General features: G+C 62.2%; 16 protein-coding genes. 2 read left to right on the plus strand and 14 right to left on the minus strand.

Annotation, left to right across the window (positions count from 1 at the left end; translation table 11 throughout):
* Positions 1–36 precede the first annotated feature (36 nt).
* From IHD13_RS13400 to IHD13_RS13460, 13 genes are all read right to left on the minus strand, one after another.
* On the minus strand, positions 37–534 hold the full coding sequence (locus IHD13_RS13400) for an AAA family ATPase (RefSeq protein ID WP_195861541.1): 498 nt from the start codon (positions 532–534) through the stop codon (positions 37–39).
* Between the two features lie 148 nt (positions 535–682).
* Entirely contained in the window at positions 683–1093 is a 411-nt protein-coding gene (locus tag IHD13_RS13405) for a VOC family protein (protein ID WP_195861542.1), read from the minus strand.
* A gap of 103 nt (positions 1094–1196) precedes the next feature.
* Positions 1197–2021: a class I SAM-dependent methyltransferase gene (locus IHD13_RS13410; protein ID WP_195861543.1), complete on the minus strand. Its 825-nt coding sequence runs from the start codon at positions 2019–2021 to the stop codon at positions 1197–1199.
* Between the two features lie 61 nt (positions 2022–2082).
* Complete coding sequence (locus IHD13_RS13415; protein ID WP_195861544.1) at positions 2083–2898, minus strand: class I SAM-dependent methyltransferase; 816 nt, start codon at positions 2896–2898, stop codon at positions 2083–2085.
* 115 nt (positions 2899–3013) lie between these two features.
* Entirely contained in the window at positions 3014–3748 is a 735-nt protein-coding gene (locus tag IHD13_RS13420; protein WP_195861545.1) for a hypothetical protein, read from the minus strand.
* Between the two features lie 121 nt (positions 3749–3869).
* Positions 3870–4577, minus strand: a complete 708-nt coding sequence (locus IHD13_RS13425; RefSeq protein ID WP_195861546.1) for a DUF3800 domain-containing protein — start codon at positions 4575–4577, stop codon at positions 3870–3872.
* A gap of 96 nt (positions 4578–4673) precedes the next feature.
* Complete coding sequence (locus IHD13_RS13430) at positions 4674–5156, minus strand: hypothetical protein (RefSeq protein WP_195861547.1); 483 nt, start codon at positions 5154–5156, stop codon at positions 4674–4676.
* 764 nt (positions 5157–5920) lie between these two features.
* On the minus strand, positions 5921–6316 hold the full coding sequence (locus IHD13_RS13435) for a GFA family protein (protein WP_195861548.1): 396 nt from the start codon (positions 6314–6316) through the stop codon (positions 5921–5923).
* 25 nt (positions 6317–6341) lie between these two features.
* Positions 6342–6596, minus strand: coding sequence for a hypothetical protein (locus IHD13_RS13440; protein ID WP_195861549.1), 255 nt, complete (start codon positions 6594–6596; stop codon positions 6342–6344).
* A 190-nt stretch (positions 6597–6786) separates the two neighbouring features.
* On the minus strand, positions 6787–8217 hold the full coding sequence (locus tag IHD13_RS13445; protein ID WP_195861550.1) for a TolC family protein: 1431 nt from the start codon (positions 8215–8217) through the stop codon (positions 6787–6789).
* Positions 8218–8219: 2 nt separating this feature from the next.
* Positions 8220–9563: an HlyD family type I secretion periplasmic adaptor subunit gene (locus IHD13_RS13450; RefSeq protein ID WP_230086307.1), complete on the minus strand. Its 1344-nt coding sequence runs from the start codon at positions 9561–9563 to the stop codon at positions 8220–8222.
* A gap of 2 nt (positions 9564–9565) precedes the next feature.
* The gene (locus IHD13_RS13455) at positions 9566–11347 is read right to left on the minus strand and encodes a type I secretion system permease/ATPase (protein WP_230086308.1); all 1782 of its coding nucleotides are present in this window, start codon (positions 11345–11347) and stop codon (positions 9566–9568) included.
* Positions 11348–11382: 35 nt separating this feature from the next.
* Entirely contained in the window at positions 11383–13272 is a 1890-nt protein-coding gene (locus IHD13_RS13460) for a calcium-binding protein (protein ID WP_195861551.1), read from the minus strand.
* Positions 13273–13679: 407 nt separating this feature from the next.
* Here IHD13_RS13460 and IHD13_RS13465 point away from each other — a divergent pair, with 407 nt between their 5' ends.
* Positions 13680–14144, plus strand: coding sequence for a flavodoxin family protein (locus IHD13_RS13465; protein ID WP_195861552.1), 465 nt, complete (start codon positions 13680–13682; stop codon positions 14142–14144).
* Between the two features lie 62 nt (positions 14145–14206).
* On the plus strand, positions 14207–15244 hold the full coding sequence (locus IHD13_RS13470) for a TAXI family TRAP transporter solute-binding subunit (protein ID WP_195861553.1): 1038 nt from the start codon (positions 14207–14209) through the stop codon (positions 15242–15244).
* On the opposite strand, the gene IHD13_RS13475 is transcribed toward IHD13_RS13470, so the two are convergent.
* Positions 15207–17168, minus strand: coding sequence for a sigma-54-dependent Fis family transcriptional regulator (locus tag IHD13_RS13475; protein ID WP_195861554.1), 1962 nt, complete (start codon positions 17166–17168; stop codon positions 15207–15209). The two genes, IHD13_RS13470 and IHD13_RS13475, sit on opposite strands and share 38 nt — an antisense overlap.
* Between the last annotated feature and the right edge of the window lies 1 nt (position 17169).

Genomic DNA, 17169 nt, shown 5'->3' on the forward strand with positions numbered 1-17169 from the left:
AGCGAGTCCCTGCCGGTATTTGGAGACTATCGTCAGTTACTCCATCCCCAGCATCGATGCATACTTGCTCGGATCATCAAGCTCCATTTTCCTACCCGGAAAGCCATCGAACAGCGCCCGGTGACGGCGTAGCCCATAGTCATCATCGCGGGTCTCGTAGGCGCGGACCCAAGCAATCAGGGCCTCCAGATGAGCATCCTGCGCCTCGCGGGTCGCGAACTTCTCCGGTTCCCAGGGCCGCGACCGACAGTGCGCCACACAGGCCTCTACGCCGGGATTGAGGAAGATCAACTCCTCACAGGCCGGCAGGATCGGCTCGATGATATCCGCGTAGCACCCCTCGATAATCCAGTGGGCATGGGCATCGATAAAGTGGCGCACCTCCGCCACGCTCTCCGCCAGCGGCCGCCGCTCCACCCCCTCTCGAAACGCCACCCGGTCCAACGACAATCGAGCCGCCGGCTGCCTGTCGAGCAGCCGCTTCGCGAGGGTACTTTTCCCTGACCCGGCGTTACCGAGAAGGATAATTTTCATGGAATGATTTCTCCATCAGCCTTTCAGGTGAGGCTGCTTTCGGCCAAAAGCGGACGCTCAGAATATGCTCATATAACGCCCAGCGTAACCGGACGGCTTTGGAGTGTCAGCGGAAAAGCCGGTCCGCGTTGACGCTATGGTTAGGCGTTCACTCATGAAGCCACGGCGCATAGCTCAGACCGACCAATACTCCCTCAGGGCTCATGAACCTCGCGACTGTCTGGCCCCACGGTTCAGTTCGAGCTTCGTGGATAAACTCCTGTCCATTTTCTTTCATTTCTCGCACTGCCGCCTCGACAGCACTAGCATCCGCGAGCTCAAACTCAATCGTGGCTGTGGGCTCAGGAATATTCTCTGGCCATTTGTCCTGCCCAAAGCAAGACTGGGCTGCCATTGAAAGAGGCCATACCCCAAAATGGTGCGCCCCAGGGAATTTATCCATGAAACGATAATCGTCCATCTTCTCCAGCGGCAGCCCTAACGCATCTTGATACAGAGAGGCACTTGCCTCTGGATCTTTGGTTATCGAAGCGAACCCCGCAATGCTTTTTATCTCCATTCATTCCTCCGAGGTTGACACACAGGGCCTAACGACGAAGCTCAACGGCTGCGAAACCGCGCAGTGGTTGAGCAGTCCGGTGCAGCGCCTTGTTGGGCACCAATTACTGGGCCGGTCGCCGCGCCACGACCTGCATCAGCACGATTCGACCTTCGTCAAGATTTCGCATCTGATTCCGGGCCATCACCGGGAAATCGCCGCCCAAGAGAATATGGTAGCCAAGGGCCAGCCTGCCTTCCCGCCGGATACGCTCCGCCATCGTTGCAAACCACGAGAGTCCCAGCACCGTCGTGTCTTGCCATGAAATGATGTCAAACCCGGTGTCGCGCAAGAGCCCGTGCAATTCGTCGGCAGTGGGCAGAAAGCTAATGGAAGGCTCACGTGCCCATGGGACCGGAAAATAAAGTTCAGCCCCGGACCCGGCCAGAATATCGTAAATGGCCAAATGGCCTCCGGGCTTCAAGGTGCGATACATCTCCCCATACAATTGAACCTTGTCACCAATATTCATGGACGCGTGCTGTGTCCAGACGACATCAAAACTTGAATGTTCATACGGCAACTTCAGGGCGTCTCCTCTTCGAAAGGAGACAAGGCCCTGAAGACCAAGGCGGGCTGTCAACGCTTCCGCAACGCGGCAGTACTCCTCTGTCAGATCCAGTCCCACAAAGCGACAACCGTACTCCGCGGCGAGATGCCGCGAAGGACCACCCAGGCCACAACCGATATCGAGCACATCCATACCCCTGTCCAAACTGATTGCCTGCGCCAACTCTCTCGTTGCCGCGCGACCGCGGATATGGAACTCATCTATCGGTGCCAGGTCATCCAGACTGAGGTTCTCAGAATCCTTGCCCGCTCTTTCCAAAGCCCTCAGGATGCATTGTTCCAGTTGACCGTGGGTGTAGTGTTGTTCGACCTCGTTCATAGTTCCTTACCCAGGCTCATAACGGCGAGTTGCCGGGTTGCGCAAGCGCTTGTTCCGGAGATCACCCCCGGACTGCCACAACCTCAAGGATTTCCGCCTCGACGTATGTCGTACCATCCGTGGCGAGATTGTGTTCTGTCCAGAGCTTCTCCAGATCGTCGGACAAGGCCTTCTGTCCGGCCGCATCCAGCGCAGAAAAGGCGCGCGTTACAGGTCCGTAATACTCGCGGTAGTGCTCAACCACCTCAGATGGAGGGAAGGGATAACGGAATGGATAGATACGTTTTATCGTTTGCAGATCCGCTATACCTTCAGACAGGCGCTCGCGCACGGTGGTTTCATCCCCCCACAGCAACGGGGAGGGCATGGGCGGTGGCGGCACGTGTTTACCGACCATCTTCAGGAAAAGGCCTATAAAACCCTCGAGAGTCCAGTTGGCCATGACAATTCGTCCACCGGGGCGACAGACTCGAACCAGTTCCTGTGCCACACGTTCAGGCCGGGGTGCAAACATGGCACCGATGAGGCTGATCACCAGATCAAAGGAAGCATCTTCGTAGGGAAGCACTTCCGCGTCGCCTTCGTCGAACTGAATATCCAGCCCCTCAGCCTTCGCGCGGACGCGCGCCTGTTGGAGCGACTGCGGCGCTATATCGACACCCGTCACCTCGGCACCGGACTTGGCCAGCGGTATTGCTGCCTGTCCCGAACCACAGGCGACATCGAGTACGCGTTCGGCGGAGTCGATCGGAATCCGGGCAAGGAATTCCTCGGCACTTGACTCCAGATACTTGGCGACAGTTCCGTAGTCACCGGAATTCCATGTTTTCTTGAGTTTAGCCTTTAGGGCCTCCACATCAGGGGTTGTTTCGCTCATGATGTCTATCCTCCTTCACACGTCATCGCTATTGGCTGCCCAACGCCCGCAGCACGTGCGGCTTTGTAGTGGAGGCGCAGCCGGAACGAAAAAGCCGTCGCTGTGCCTGCGATTGTTACAGGGCGCTGCCCGATAGCTCATATTTCTTTGTTCCAAGGTCAGAATCTGAAAGATGAAGAAAATAGCCAATATAGCCTAGGTATCTCCTTGCCTCTACTCCAATTTTTCCTATTGTATAAAGCCTAGCGAGCGCTCTCGCAAACCTTTCAAGTCGAGAAACAACTTCATTATTAATTTCTATATGGACTCGATTGCTTGCAGGGTTATTTGTAATTTCATCCATTAGGTCTTTGCGAGCCAAAAGTATCTCAGTCTCTAGCCGTTGCCACGCAGCGTCCGGATCCTCCGTTTGCACATTCCGGCCAACGACCACATCCAAATTGTAATACCGCGCCGCTTGCCCAAAGTCGCTAAGCACAGAAATAAATGACAGAAGCTCCTTTGAATTTAGGTATTCGACGTCTGCCTTTGCTACAGGGATATTATCTACGTAATCAACTAAAAAGCATTCAGTACGAATTCTCTCGAGCAGACATTTGAGGTCATGTCCGTTTCGCCCGGATGGAAAGGCTTTGCTGGTCGGAAAACTGCCATGCACCTCAAGCCAGCGGAAGCATAACGTAACCTTCATGAACCGCTCGAAGCCACTTGCCAAAGTTAATAGCGGTAGATGATAGAAGTCATTGCCAGCATTGAGCACCTGAAGCTGCCCAAGACCTGCTTTGATAAGCCTCACCGCATTAAAAAGCTCTTGGTCTAAGGCTAGTGTTTTTTGAAGCTCCGTGGTCATGATTTAGCCCTGTAACGCCATTGTTCAGCGGCAGCCTTGTCAGAGCGAAGCGGCGACAAGGCTGTCCGGTGGAGGCCCCTAAGGGCCGGAACGAACTGCAACTACTTGTTGGACCGCACCTTCACCGTGGCCACTCTTTGTACTTAGATGGACCTAGATCAATGTCTGGTCGCGTTAATATTTTCAGAATCGCTTGATGCCTATCATTGATTGACTTGCCATTGCGGTTAATAAACTGAAGCAACCAGGTGTAAATGTCGGCGAGTTGCAGGAATCGGCTGAGGTGTGAATGCGTAAAATGGACCGAGTCGACAAGATTTTCGATATTTCGACCATACTCAAAGTTGGTGCCAGTTGCTCGGTATCCAGACAAGCTGGTGGCGTACTTTTCTGCAACCCTGTCACTCTCCCGATCACCGATTAGCATCCCCACACTACCATGAGCCCTGCATAGATCATTTGAGCGTTCGCAGAAAAACATGAAAGCAACTTCTTCCGGAGATTGTGTATCCCACAACTTTCCAGCATTAATCTGAACATCAATCAGCATCACCTCTGGAGCCGAAAGAATTTGCATCATCTCATCAATCAGGGCAATTCGAGCCCCAACGTCTTTCCAGCTCTTGAAATGATTCTTTCGATGATATATCTCCGCTGCGTGCAGTTCGGTCCCGCGTACTAGATCCGCGTTCCCAAATGAATTTTCTGCAACCGCGCTAATTTTCTCTTCGATCGAACGCAAATGCTCCTCATCAATGCAAACGCCCCCAATGTGGTAATGAGGGTAGGCATCATTGTTCTTGGCTTCGTCAAAGAATATTAGCTTCATATACGGTTCCAAGTGCGTAGTGCGGACCAACGCCCGGCTCACGCGCCGGTTTGGAGCCGCAAAGCGGCGGAAAATCGGTCGCCGTGCAGCCGATTGTTAAGCCTTCTCTTTATTGAGCATAAAAGCAACCAAGCCCTGGAAGCTGCCTGCCTGCAACAGTACTTGTGCGAATGCATGCATAAATCTGTCCGAAGACGCATAGAAGTCCTCTGCCGCACCGAATACTTCCTTGGCATTCAAGCTCTCGATAGTCTCTACTTGAGCCAATGCATCGGCATCGCGATGAGCAATGACAGAATTCCTTGGCTCATGGAGTATTTTGGCGGCTCTACGCTGCGCCTTCTTCAGCGTTCTAAGTGATTCAAATAACTCATTCTGCAGTTCACGAGGCACAGAAGAGCGAGATAGCAAGCTCTTGAGATCCTTTCCCGCCACTTTTCCCATGTCCCATTCGTAAATGGTGAGCAAAATCATCCTCAGTGACAGCTTCCTTTTCCATTCATCTGGGTGAGTAAGAGCATCTATTTTTACGGCCTGGATATCGTTCTCTGCCAAAAGGTAAAACAGCCCCATATTCATAAGTGTCTGTATGCACTCGTTCCCGTTGCTGTTTGCCCGCGCAGCCTCTCGCTTGAAGGTCTCAAGGGTGGCCCTCAAAACTTTATTCTTCTTCCTTTCCTGGAGGGTCAAAGTGACCCTTGAGTAACGCCGTGTTGCGGTTTCTACTGGCGGCCAGTACTTCCGCGTCCACTTCCGTCTGTAATAACGGCTTATTACCTCAGGGGGAGCGTCAAAGATGCTTCTATACTTTGGCACAAGGTCTCCAGATTAGGCTTAACAGGTATTAGACAGCGCGCTCGTTTATTGACTTTAACGAGCACGCGCGTTCAAGAATTTTATGCCGCGTGCACGCAGAGCCCATAAGGCACTGAAATATCGCAACATTAAGTATAACTCGGCTACATAACACCGATCATCGTGCATGCCACATCCCCCCAATGAACGTGCTTGCTGCCTTTGCCGACACGGCCGCCTTGGATCGATAGCCGCCGCCCCACTCGGCGGCTTCGCCAACCAGCTCCCTGCCATCATGCTACCTCCTCGCCCCATCGACTAATCGAATATTGCTTTCCATCTTAGTCATAGCGGGAAGATCCTGCATAACCGGAATTGGCCGACTTTCACGCGGGTAAGCGGCAACTTCGCCTATGGGGCACCGTGGCTGGGAAAATAAGGCTCTTGTGAATTTGGCACGGCAACCAGGCGCCTATCGGATCCGATCGCTCGGCAAAGCCGAGCTCCTACAGAGGCAAGGCCAGGTCTCGATAGGCTCTCCTCAATGCTTAACGACCGGGCGGCCACTGTGGATGACGTGGCAGGCCCTCGCCGCTCAGCCAGGGCTGGTCGTGGCTGGTCCAGATATGCGCCTCGGGCATCACGCCGGGGTCCTCGTCCAGGGTGGCCAGGCGCAGGATGAGATGCGCCTGCCCTTCCCGCTCGGCGATCAGGTGGCAGCCGCAGCGCGAGCAGAAGTGGCGCCACTTCCCGGGGCTGGATTCGTAGCGGCTGAGTAGCGCCTCGCCCTGGAGCCAGCGAAACGCCGAGCGGGCTACCCCCGCCGTGACCACCGCGGGAGCAGCATGGGCCTTGCGGCAGGTCTGGCAGTGGCAGATCTGCGGGGCCGTGCTCAGCGCCTCGATGGCGTAGCGCACCCCACCACATAGACAGCTTCCTTGCATATTTCCCTCCTATGGGCCGAGTCGTTCACTCCAGCGTCAGGCCGGCCGTGGCCAGGCGGGCCTCGACCTCATCCAAGCTGCCGCGATACTCCCAGTACATCACCCGTCCATGGGAGCCAGTCACCAGCAGGTACTGCTCGCTGATCGACTGGATGCGGGAGACGGCGATCAGTTTACGGGTAAAGTCCGTTTCTTCCGGGCATTCGACGATCTCTCGGTTGGCCTCGTCGAAGCCGTGCACGATGCGGGCGGTTCTGACCTCCAGGTCGAGAAAAGGCATGGGCTGGCACCTCCTTGTGGTTGTCGCGGGTTGGGCTGGCCGCTTTATCCTTGCATGTTCCGGGATATCAGACCAAGTGCAGCCACTCGACGCACCCTCCACGGCGCCGTGCCCCGATGCCGGACCAGCCAGGGAGGCAAGCGCAGGCCAGTCGCCCGGAGCGATCCCGGTACCTCCCATGTTTGAAGCTTCAGGGTGCCGGCTCGGACAGTTGAATCAGCAGGGTCATGACCCGCTCCAGGTCGGCGCTTTCCAACTCCCCGACCGCGGCGCGCAGCCCCAGCCAATCGAGCAGACTGCTCCCGGCGGTCTCGACGAAGCGGATACGCTGTTCATGGAGCCGGGCACGGGCATCGAGCACATCGACCAGGTCACGCAGGCCCAGGCGCTCGCCGTGCTCGGCGGCCTGGAGAAACAGCTCACCGGACTCGATGGAGCGCTGCAGGGCCTCCAGTTGACGCCGCCCCCCCCCGAGCGCGCGCAGGTGCCGGCGTACCCCCTGGGCGGCCTGTTCGAGTTCATGAGTCACCGACTGGCGTCTCGCCTGCGCCTGCAGCTCGCCCTGGCGCACATGGGCGCTGGTGAAGCCACCGCGGTAGATGGGGACCTCGAGATGCAGGCTGAACTGGGTGTCGCGGCTGTCACGGAAGGGGTCATTGGAGTGCCGATCGGCATGGCTGAGCTGAAGGTGAAGTTCCGGATAGTGCCCCCCACGACGCACCTCCGCCTCCGCCTCCGCCAGCCGCTGCTCTTCCCGTGCCAGCAGAACCCTCAGATTGGCCGGGGCTCGCGCCAGCCACTCCTCTTCCTCGTCCCAGGCCGGGACGAGCAGGGCCGTCTGGAGACTGCCCAGCCGCGCGGCGTCGAAGTCGGGCTGCTCGCCGGTCAGGCGCTCGAGTTCACCGAGGGCATCATCGAGGGCATTCTCGGCCAGGACGGTATCGGCCATCGCCTGATCGAGGCGGGAGCGCGCCTCGAGCAGGGTGATGCGATCCCCGACACCCAACTCATAGGCACGCTCCGCTTGCCGCCCCTGTAACGTCAGGGTTTCCCGCTGGGCCTCCAGCAACCCCAGCCTGCGAGACGCCAGGTAGGCCTCGAGATAGGCCTCGCTGACCCGCAGCGCCAGGTCCCGCTCGCCCAGGGCCAACTGCAGTTCGGCGACACCGAGTTGCGCCTCGGCACGATCGAGGCCCCGCCAGCGCTCGAGACTGAACAGCGGCTGCTGCAGACGCACCTGCCACTGGGTGTCCTGAGCCCGCCCCCGGAAGCGCGCCTCATTGTCGGGGTTTCCGACATCATTGCCGGGGTCATAGTCGGGATGGTCGGTGAAGTAGTTGTCCGTATGCTGATGGAGGTAAACGGCACCGGCACTGACTTGCGGGTTGAGCTGCGCCCGCGCCTTGGGCAGTTCCTGCCCAGTGGCCTCCAACTCATAGCGTTGCCGCGACAGCTCGGCGTCGTGCTGCATGGCCCGCTGAACCAACTGGGGCAATGACGGCAGCTCCGCCGCCGGGGCGAAGGCCGCGCCGGCCGCCGGCAATGCTCCACCGCCGGCCAGCAGCATGGCCAGCAGGCCCAGGGCACCCAGGCGCCCCCAGGGCGAAAATAGCCGGGGCATGCTCACTCCTCCCTGATGGCCCGTGCCAGCATGTCGGTGATCGGCTTGAAGAGATAACTCGCGAAGGTGCGCTGGCCTGTGCGGATCATGACCTCCGCCGGCATGCCGGAGAGCAGCGCCATCTGCTCGCTCATGTCCTGCTGACCCGCTTCCGTGACGCGTACGCGTACCCGGTAGTAATGCCCCCCGGTGGCCTCATCCTCGAAGCTGTCGGCACTGACGAAGATCACCTCGCCGGCGATCACCCGGGTCAGGCGCTGGTTGAAGGCCGAGAAGCGAATGCTCGCGGGCTGGCCATGATGAATGTTGTCGATGTCGCGGTTCGCTACCCGGACCTCGACGATATAGCCGTCGCCGGCTGGCACGATGTCCAGTAGCTCGCCGCCGGGTTGCACCACCGCACCGCGGGAGTGTACCCGGCGGTCGACCACGGTACCGGCGACCGGCGCCAGGACGCGGGTTCGCGCGACCCGCTCGCTCAACGCCACGATCTGCTCCTCGGCCTCGGCGAGTCGCGCCTGGACATCGCGCAACTGCTCGCCGACTTCCTTCTGGAGCTCCTGCCGATGGATCTCCCGCTGCATCCGACTCTCGCTGATCTGCGAGCGCAGCCGTGCGATGTCGGCACGGTACTGGGCGATCTCACCCTGGTACTGCAGGACTTGGCGCTCCAGTTCCCGCACACGCTGGTTGTCTCCCAAGCCCTCCCGGAATAGCGCACGGAAGTCATCGGCCTCGCCGGAGAGAGAACGGATGCGTGATTCGTTGACCCGAATCAGCGCCTCGAACCCCTCGATCTGCTCGTTCATCTGCGTCACCTGCTCATCGAGCGCCTCGAGGGTGCTGTCGAAGGCTTGACGGCGCGCCAGGAAGAGCCCCTGCTGCACGGCCAGCATGTCCTGTACCCGCTCCGGCTCGCTGTGCAGGAGTTCATCCGGGAATGTCAGGAGTGCGGCGCCTCGCTGCTCGGCCAGCAGCCGCGTCTCCATGGCCCGGCCAAGCAGATACTGGGTACGGGCGATCTGCAACTGCGAGCGGGGCTGGGTGGCATTGAGGACGACCAAGGGCTGGCCAGCCTCGACGCGATCCCCATCGGCCACCAGGATCTCGCGGACGGTGCCCCCCTCCAGGTGCTGCACGGTGCGCGTGAAGGACGCCATGGAAACGGTGCCGGGCGCGACCACAGCCACCGCCAGTGAAGCGCTCAGCGCCCAGGCAACGAACCCACCGAAGGCCACCAGCAGGATGCCCCATCCCAGGCGCCGATAGCTCCGGTCGCAGGTGGGCAGATCGTCTCCGGCCCGGTCGCGACCAAGCGGCGGCATCTCCCGCGTCGTGGTCATCATTCCTACTCCTCTCGCACCTTGGTACCCGGCTTGCCGCTCCCCGGCATCCGCCACTGAGCCTCGGCGGCCGGGACGGCCCGAGACCCTTGCGTCTCTCCCCGGGCAAGCCTGGCCAGCACCTGGTCGCGAGGACCGAAGAGGCTGATCTGTCCCTCGCGCAGCCCCAGCAGCTTGTCCATGCTGCGCAGCACGCCTTCACGATGGCTGATCACGAACAGCGTGACTCCTGCGTCCTTGAGATGGGCGATGGCCCGTACCAGGGCGTCCTCACCGGCGCTATCGAGATTGGCATTGGGCTCGTCGAGCACGACCAGCACCGGTTCGCCGTACAGGGCCCGCGCCAAGCCCAGGCGCTGACGCTGTCCTCCCGAGAGGCTACCGCCGCTCGCGGCGATGGGGGTGTCATACCCCTCGGGGAGCTGCAGGATCATCTCGTGCACCCCCGCCTTGCGCGCGGCGGCGACCACCCGTGCCGGATCCACCGCGCCGAAGCGGGCGATATTCTCGCTCACGGTGCCATCGAACAGTTCGATGTCCTGGGGCAGATACCCCACATGAGGGCCCAGCTCATCGCGTTGCCATTGGGCGATATCGGCGCCATCCAGCCGCACCTTGCCGAGCAGGGCCGGCCAGATCCCCAGCAAGACCCGCGCCAGGGTGGACTTGCCCGCCGCGCTGGGGCCGATAATGCCGATGTGCTCCCCCTTCGCCACCTGGAACTGGATGCCACGCAGCGTGGCCAGGCGGGAGCCCGGCGGTGCCGCCGACACGGCCTCCACGGTCAACCGTCCTTCCGGCACCGGCAACGACATCCGCGGCCGCTCCGCCGCCACCTGCGTCAGCAACTCGGAGAGTCGCTCATGGCTTCCACGCGTCCCGACGAAGGCCTTCCAACTGCCGATCATCTGGTCGACCGGCGACAATGCCCGCCCCATGATGATGGACCCCGCGATCATCATGCCCGGCGTCATCTCCCCTCGCAGCACCAGATAGGCACCGAGGCCCAGCACCAGGGACTGGAACAACAGGCGCAGCGTCTTCGAGGCGTTGACCAGCGCGCCCGACCTGTCACTGGCCCGCGACTGCTTGACCAGGAACTCATGGTGCCGAGCCGCCCAACGCCCCAGGATCCCCGGCAACATCCCCATCGCATGGAGCACCTCGGCATTGCGCAGGTTGGCATTGGCCAGCTCCTGGGACTGAATATGCTCGGCATTGGCGTCGGCCAGCAGTCCTTGAGTCGCCTTTTCGTTGGCGATGGCCAACAGCAGCAGGACGGTACCGGCCCCCGTGGCGAAGAGCCCCAGCCAGGGGTGGAGCAGGAACATCACGCCGAGATAGATCGGTACCCAGGGGGCATCGAAGAAGGCGAAGAGCCCACTGCCTGTCAGAAACTGTCGCAGGTTGGTGAGATCGCTCAATGGCTGGGCCGTCTGCTGCCCCTGGGTAAGCAGGCTACGCCGGAACATGGCCTCATAGAGACGCCGATGCAGCCGGGCATCGATCCGGTTGCCCACGCGCACCAGCATGCGGGAACGCACCAGTTCCAGGCCGCCCATGACCAGGAACAGGAACACCACCACCAGGGTCAGCATCAGCAGGGTGTCGACGCTCTGGGTCGCGAGCACGCGGTCGTAGACCTGCAGCATGTACAGCGGCGGCACCAGCATCAGCAGGTTGACGAACAGGCTGAACAGGCCCACCGAGACGAAGGCCCCCCGGCAAGCCGCCAGGGCCTGGGAAAGCTCCATGGCCTGCGGCTTGCCGGCCCCCCGGGATGCCATGGCCTTCGTCGGGTAGTCCCCCATGACCCCGGCCATCAGGCCCCGAACAAGCTGTATTCGCTCACCGTATCGATGCCCGTCCGCTCGATGACGATGTTGAGGTCGCCCCGGGCGATGACGACATCGTCACCGACCTGGTTGGCACTCGCCAGCATGTCGTCCCGGTCCGCGAACAGCTCGCCCATAAAGACCAGCCAGTCCCGATCGCCGGCATGGTGATGGAAGTCCTTGATGGTGGCCGAGCCCCGATACTCCTCCTCGAAGACGAAGCGATCATCGCCGATGCCGCCATAGAGGACATCATTCCCGCCGCGCACCACCAGCGTATCGTCGCCCTCGCCACCATAGAGGTGATCGTCTCCCAGGCCACCGATCAGCAGGTCGTCGCCGTCGCCACCATGCAGCAGGCTGCCGCTGTCGACGGCGATCAGCTTATCGTTACCGACGCCGCCGAATACCGCCTCGCCACTCAGGGTCTCGCTCCCCGAGGTGCCTTCGACATGCTCCCGGTACTCGATGTCGCGATTGAGGAAGCCGAGCAGCTTGAAACTCTTGTCCACCAGGCCGTCATCGCCGACGGCGTATCGATGATTGACGAGCGAGACACCGTCAATGAGGGTGTGGCCGGCGAACTCGATATAGTCGATGTTCTCGACCTGTTTCATGCCAAGCCCCTGCCTCGAGTCGAGGAACAGGGTGCCATCCGACAGCCGATAGGCCTCCCAGTTGTCTGCCGCTCCCTGGAGCCGAAGCGTATTGACGCCGGAACCCCCATCGACACGGTCGGCCCCGCCGGACAGCCAGATCAGGTCATCCCCCCCACCGGCATAGATATAGTCGCTGCCCTGCCCGCCACGAATCAGGTCATTGTGCTCGGTACCGATCAGGAAGGCCGGCGCCCCATGGTGATTCGACGTGGCCGTCGCCTTGTCTTCCACCCAGGTGGTCGAGCGCGACAGCGCGGTGAGATTGGAGACCACCACGACACTGTCGCGATGCATGTACTCATAGAACGCCGAGTCGGCAATACGCTCGATGGCATCGGTGAAGACGCCATCAATATGCGCATACCAGCTGACGGGAAGGTTCAGGAACGAGTAGGCGGGGAGCGGCATATTCGGCAACGCATAGGCGTCGTTGAACAGGACGACGTTATCGATACTCGCCGCATAGGAGGTATTGGGGTTAGTCAGGAAGTCGCCCGCATTGTCCAGCGCCTCACGAAACGCCTCGGCATCACCAGCCACGCGATGTACCGCATCATTCTCGTAGCCAAAGTTCAGGACGACCGAGGGATCGTTATAGATCAACGGCGAGGCATGGCCGATATAGACCGCCTCCTCGAAGAAACCATCGGCCAACCCTTCCCGAAAACGCGCCATGATATTGGTCATGCCACCGCCCAGGCTATACCCCGTCACCAGCGTATCGCTTCCCGACAGGCCATGGGCTTGCGAGAAGTCGCGTACCGCCTGGAGCAGCGGCTCCATATAGGGCGCGATGGTCCCTTCGTTGATCTGGAGGTAGTCGACGATATCGACCGGCGAGTTCGTTCCCGTGAAGGAGATGGCCAGTCGGGACACCGCGCCCTCGGCATCGAACTCACCGAGCAGCTTCGCCTGGGGGCCGGTCGCCAGCGTCCCCGTCAAGGGGCTTTCGATGATGTAGTGACCGGAGAAGTCCACGGCGCTGTCCGGCAGTCCCAACTCGGCCGGCGTCAACTCTCGCCATCCGGACGGCAGCTCGGTATCGATGCGATTGGCATAGATGCCGTCGGGCAGCATATCGGCCACGAATTGGGTAACTTCCCGGCTGGGCAGCCCGAATATTCCGGACATATTCGCATAGGTGGCAAGCTGATGTGTCGTCAGCATGAGCTCGACGGACTCTTCCGTGCTGTAGTTCTTGTAATCGAACATGGCCATGACGCGAGACCTCCTTGTTGTGGCTGGCTATCCCCCTGCCCCCGGCATATCAATGCTCGGTTTCCTACGATACTGGCAGGCAGAGAGGGACAATCACTTGTTTCAAACATTTGTATTTGTTCACCATGAACTATAGGCAGAATGGCCACCTGATCAACAACTAGACGATGGTCTCACACCGATACCCGACACGGCATCGCGCATCCTCTTCTGGTAGCAGAAATAACTGAATAACCTACAATTAATGTAATCGATAGGGGAGCGACCATGCGGAGAAGAATGCCAGCACCAGTGACCTCTGCCTGCGCACTATTTGATGGCCTGCCGGCAGGAGGAATGAAGACGCGCGAGGCGAGCGCTTCCTTCACGCCAACCTGGCTTGTGCGCCCCATCGCCAAGGAGCCCCCATGCCCAAGCGCCTGCTGATCATCGCCCATGCGCCCTCCCCCAATACCCTGAGGCTGCGCGAAGCCGCCGAGCGCGGCGCGCGCCACCCGGACGTGGAGAACGTGGAGGTGGTGGTCAAGGCGCCGCTGGAGGCGGGGCCCGAGGATATCCGCGCCTGCGACGCCATCCTGCTCGGCACCACCGAGAACCTGGGCTATATGAGCGGGGCCCTGAAGGACTTCTTCGATCGCAGCTACTACCCGGTGCTGGAGGAGACACAGGGGCTGCCCTGCGCCCTCTATGTGCGCGCCGGCCACGACGGCACCGGCACCCGGCGAGCGGTGGAGGGCATCGTCACCGGCCTGCGCTGGCGCTGGTTCCAGGCGCCGCTGATCCTGCGCGGCGACTGGCAGGAAGCCTTCGTCGAGCGGGTCGAGGAGCTGGGCCTCACTCTCGCCGCCGGGTTGGAGGCCGGCATCCTCTAAGGGGTAAGGCTATGCTGCTAGAAGAGTGATAAGGAGCCAGCCCCCGCTGAAGGAGATGCCTTATGCCCCGCCAACGGATGGTCTCGCGCCACGCCCTGACCCGGCTCGGCCGGAGCTTATGCCTGGTGGCCATGCTGATCAGCGGCCCCGCCCTGGCCGAGGCGTTGGTGATCGCCACGGCGAGCCCGGCCGGGGTCTACCATATCACCGGCCGCGCCCTGTGCAGCCTGGTGGATATCCCCTGCGAGGCCCGCACCAGCGGTGGCTCCGCCGCCAACCTCGCCGCCCTGCGCGACGGCGAGGTACCGGTAGCCCTGGCCCAATCGGACCTGCAGCACGCTGCGCTGACCGGTAGCGCCGGCTTCGCCACGGTGGGCCCCGACCCCAAGCTGCGCGCCATCGCAGCGCTGCACGGCGAACCCTTCACCCTGGTGGCGCGCCGCGACAGCGGCATCACCGGCTTCGCCGACCTGCGCGGGCGCTCGGTCAACGTGGGCAACCCCGGCTCGGGCCAGCGCGGCACCATGATGAACCTCCTCGAGGCCTGGGGCTGGAACCTCAGGGACTTCCGCCCCGCCAATGAGCTGCCCGCCGACCAGCAGTCCCTGGAGCTCTGCCACGGCAATATCGAGGCCATGGTCTATACGGTGGGCCATCCCAACCCCTCCATCGCCCAGGCGGTGCGGCTCTGCGATGCCATCCTGGTGGCGGTCGTCGGCGAGCCGGTGGAGCGCCTGGTGGCCGGCACTCCCTACCTGAGCCGGGCCACCATTCCCGCGGGGCTCTATGGCGATGACCAGCCGGCGGTGGAGACCTTCGGCGTCCGCGCCACCCTGGTCACCTCCGCAGAGGTGGACGAGGCGCTGATCTATTCACTGGTGGCCACCCTCTTCGACAACCTGGAGACGTTCAAGGCCTTCCATCCCGCCTACGCCGACCTGAGCCCGGAGACGATGATCCACGAGGGGCTCAGCGCCCCGCTCCACGAGGGGGCGCTGCGCTATTACCGGGAGCGGGGCTGGATCGAGGACGAGGCGGACGCGGCCCCGGAGGCCGAGGCGCTTAGTGCCCCAGGCGCCGATAGAGGGTCGAGCGACTGACCCCCAGGGCCCGGGCGGCGGCGGTGACGTTGCCGTCGTGGGCCTCGAGGGTACGCCGCATATGCGCCTGCTCGAGATCCCGTAGGGCCTGGGTATCACTCTCTGCCGCCTGTGCGGCCAGGCTTGGCCGGCCGAGCGACAAGTCGCCCGCCAGCTTGCGTTGCCAGCGCGGCGAGAGCGCCGTCAGGGTCAGGGTCGTAAGCTCCGGTTCGGCGCCCACCAGGGCCACCTCGAGGCAGTGTTCCAGCTCCCGCCAGTTGCCCGGCCAGTCGTAGGCGGCCAGGCGCCCGCAGAGCGCCTCGTCGAGGGCCAGCTCGCGATGATGGCGCCGGCACAGGGCCGCCCAGCGCCGGCGAATCGTCTCCGCCAGCGACGGCTGCTCGCTGAGCGTCGGCAGCTCCACCACCACCCCGGCCAGGCGGTAGAAGAGGTCCTCGCGGAACTCCCCGGCCTCGACCCGCGCCTCCAGATCCCGGTGACTGGCGGCGATCACCCGGCAGTCGATGGACACCTCGCGGTGATCGCCCAGCGGCGTCACCACCCGCTCCTGGAGCACCCGCAGCAGCCGCGCCTGCAGGGCCAAGGGCATATCACCGATCTCGTCGAGCAGCAGGGTGCCGCCGTTGGCCTGCACCAGGCGCCCGCCATAGCCGCCCTTGCGGGCGCCGGTAAAGGCCCCCTCGCCATAGCCGAACAGCTCCGCCTCGATCAGGCTCTCGGGCAGGGCCGCGCAATTCAACGCCACGAAGGGGACGCTCTTGTCGTGCGAGCCATCGAGGCTGGCATGCAGGGCCCGGGCCAGCTGCTCCTTGCCGGTACCGGTCTCGCCCTGCAGCAGCACCGGTAAGCCCGCCTTCAGGGCCCGGGATGCCCGCCGCGCCTCCCGGGCCAGGGGCTCCGGCCAGGCCGCCACCAGGGCCTCCAGATCCGCTCCGCGAACCGAGGGCGGGCTCGCCGGCACCACGACCGAGACGCTCGCCCCCGCCTCGCCCTCCAGGGTCGCCGGCTGCCAAGCCTCCGGGGGATTGAGGCGCCCCACCAGCTGGCCACCGGCCAGGTCCAGGCCCAGTAGCGCCGAGCGCCCCTCGCACTGGCGACGAATCTCGCTCCAGGCGCTGCCCAGCAGCGCCTCGATCGACTGGCCGATCAGGGTGGCGGCCTCACGGCCCAGCCACTGGGCGGCCTGGGGATCCACCGCCAGGATCAAGCCGGCGTCGTTGATTGCCACCAGGCCGCAGGCCACGCCGTCCAACTCGGCCAGGGAGGCGTGTACCTGGAGCACCCAACGCTGCTGGTAATGATCACGAAACAGCTGTTGCTCCAAGGCCCCGGTGAGCTGCTGCACTCGGCGCAGGAAGATCTCCGGACGGGGATGATCGGCGGCGAAGGTGAGGTCGATCAGCCCCAGGCAGTCACCGCCCACATCGAACAGCGGCGCGGCCACGCAGGAAACCGGGTTATCGGGAAACAGCAGATGCTCGCTGGACTTGACCAGCACCGGGGCCCGCTCGATCACCGCCAGGGCCGGGGCATTGGTACCGAACCAGCGCTCGTCCAGGTTGATGCCCGGGGTGATGCAGAAGTGATCATTGATCACGAAGCGCTTGCCGTAACTCTTGAGCACGGTGGCATCGGGGCCGGCCAGCAGCAGCTGGCAGCCGCGCAGATCATCGGCGACCCGCCTGACCAGCGGGTCGGCCAGGGCGATCAGGCGTCGGTTCGCCTCACGCCGGTCACGCAGCTCGCCACCACTGAGCCGGGGCAGCTCGGGCAGGGTGCCGGGGCCCAGGCCATGCTCCAGGCAGCGCTGCCAGGAGCGGCCGATGGTGGCATCGAGCAGATCCACCGGTAGCTCGCCACGGCGCAACTGGGCATGGGCCTGGCGCATCACATCGGAAGTCCGCAGGGCGGCCTTGGTCGGCATA

Source organism: Halomonas sp. 328, from assembly GCF_015645095.1.
GTDB lineage: Bacteria > Pseudomonadota > Gammaproteobacteria > Pseudomonadales > Halomonadaceae > Bisbaumannia.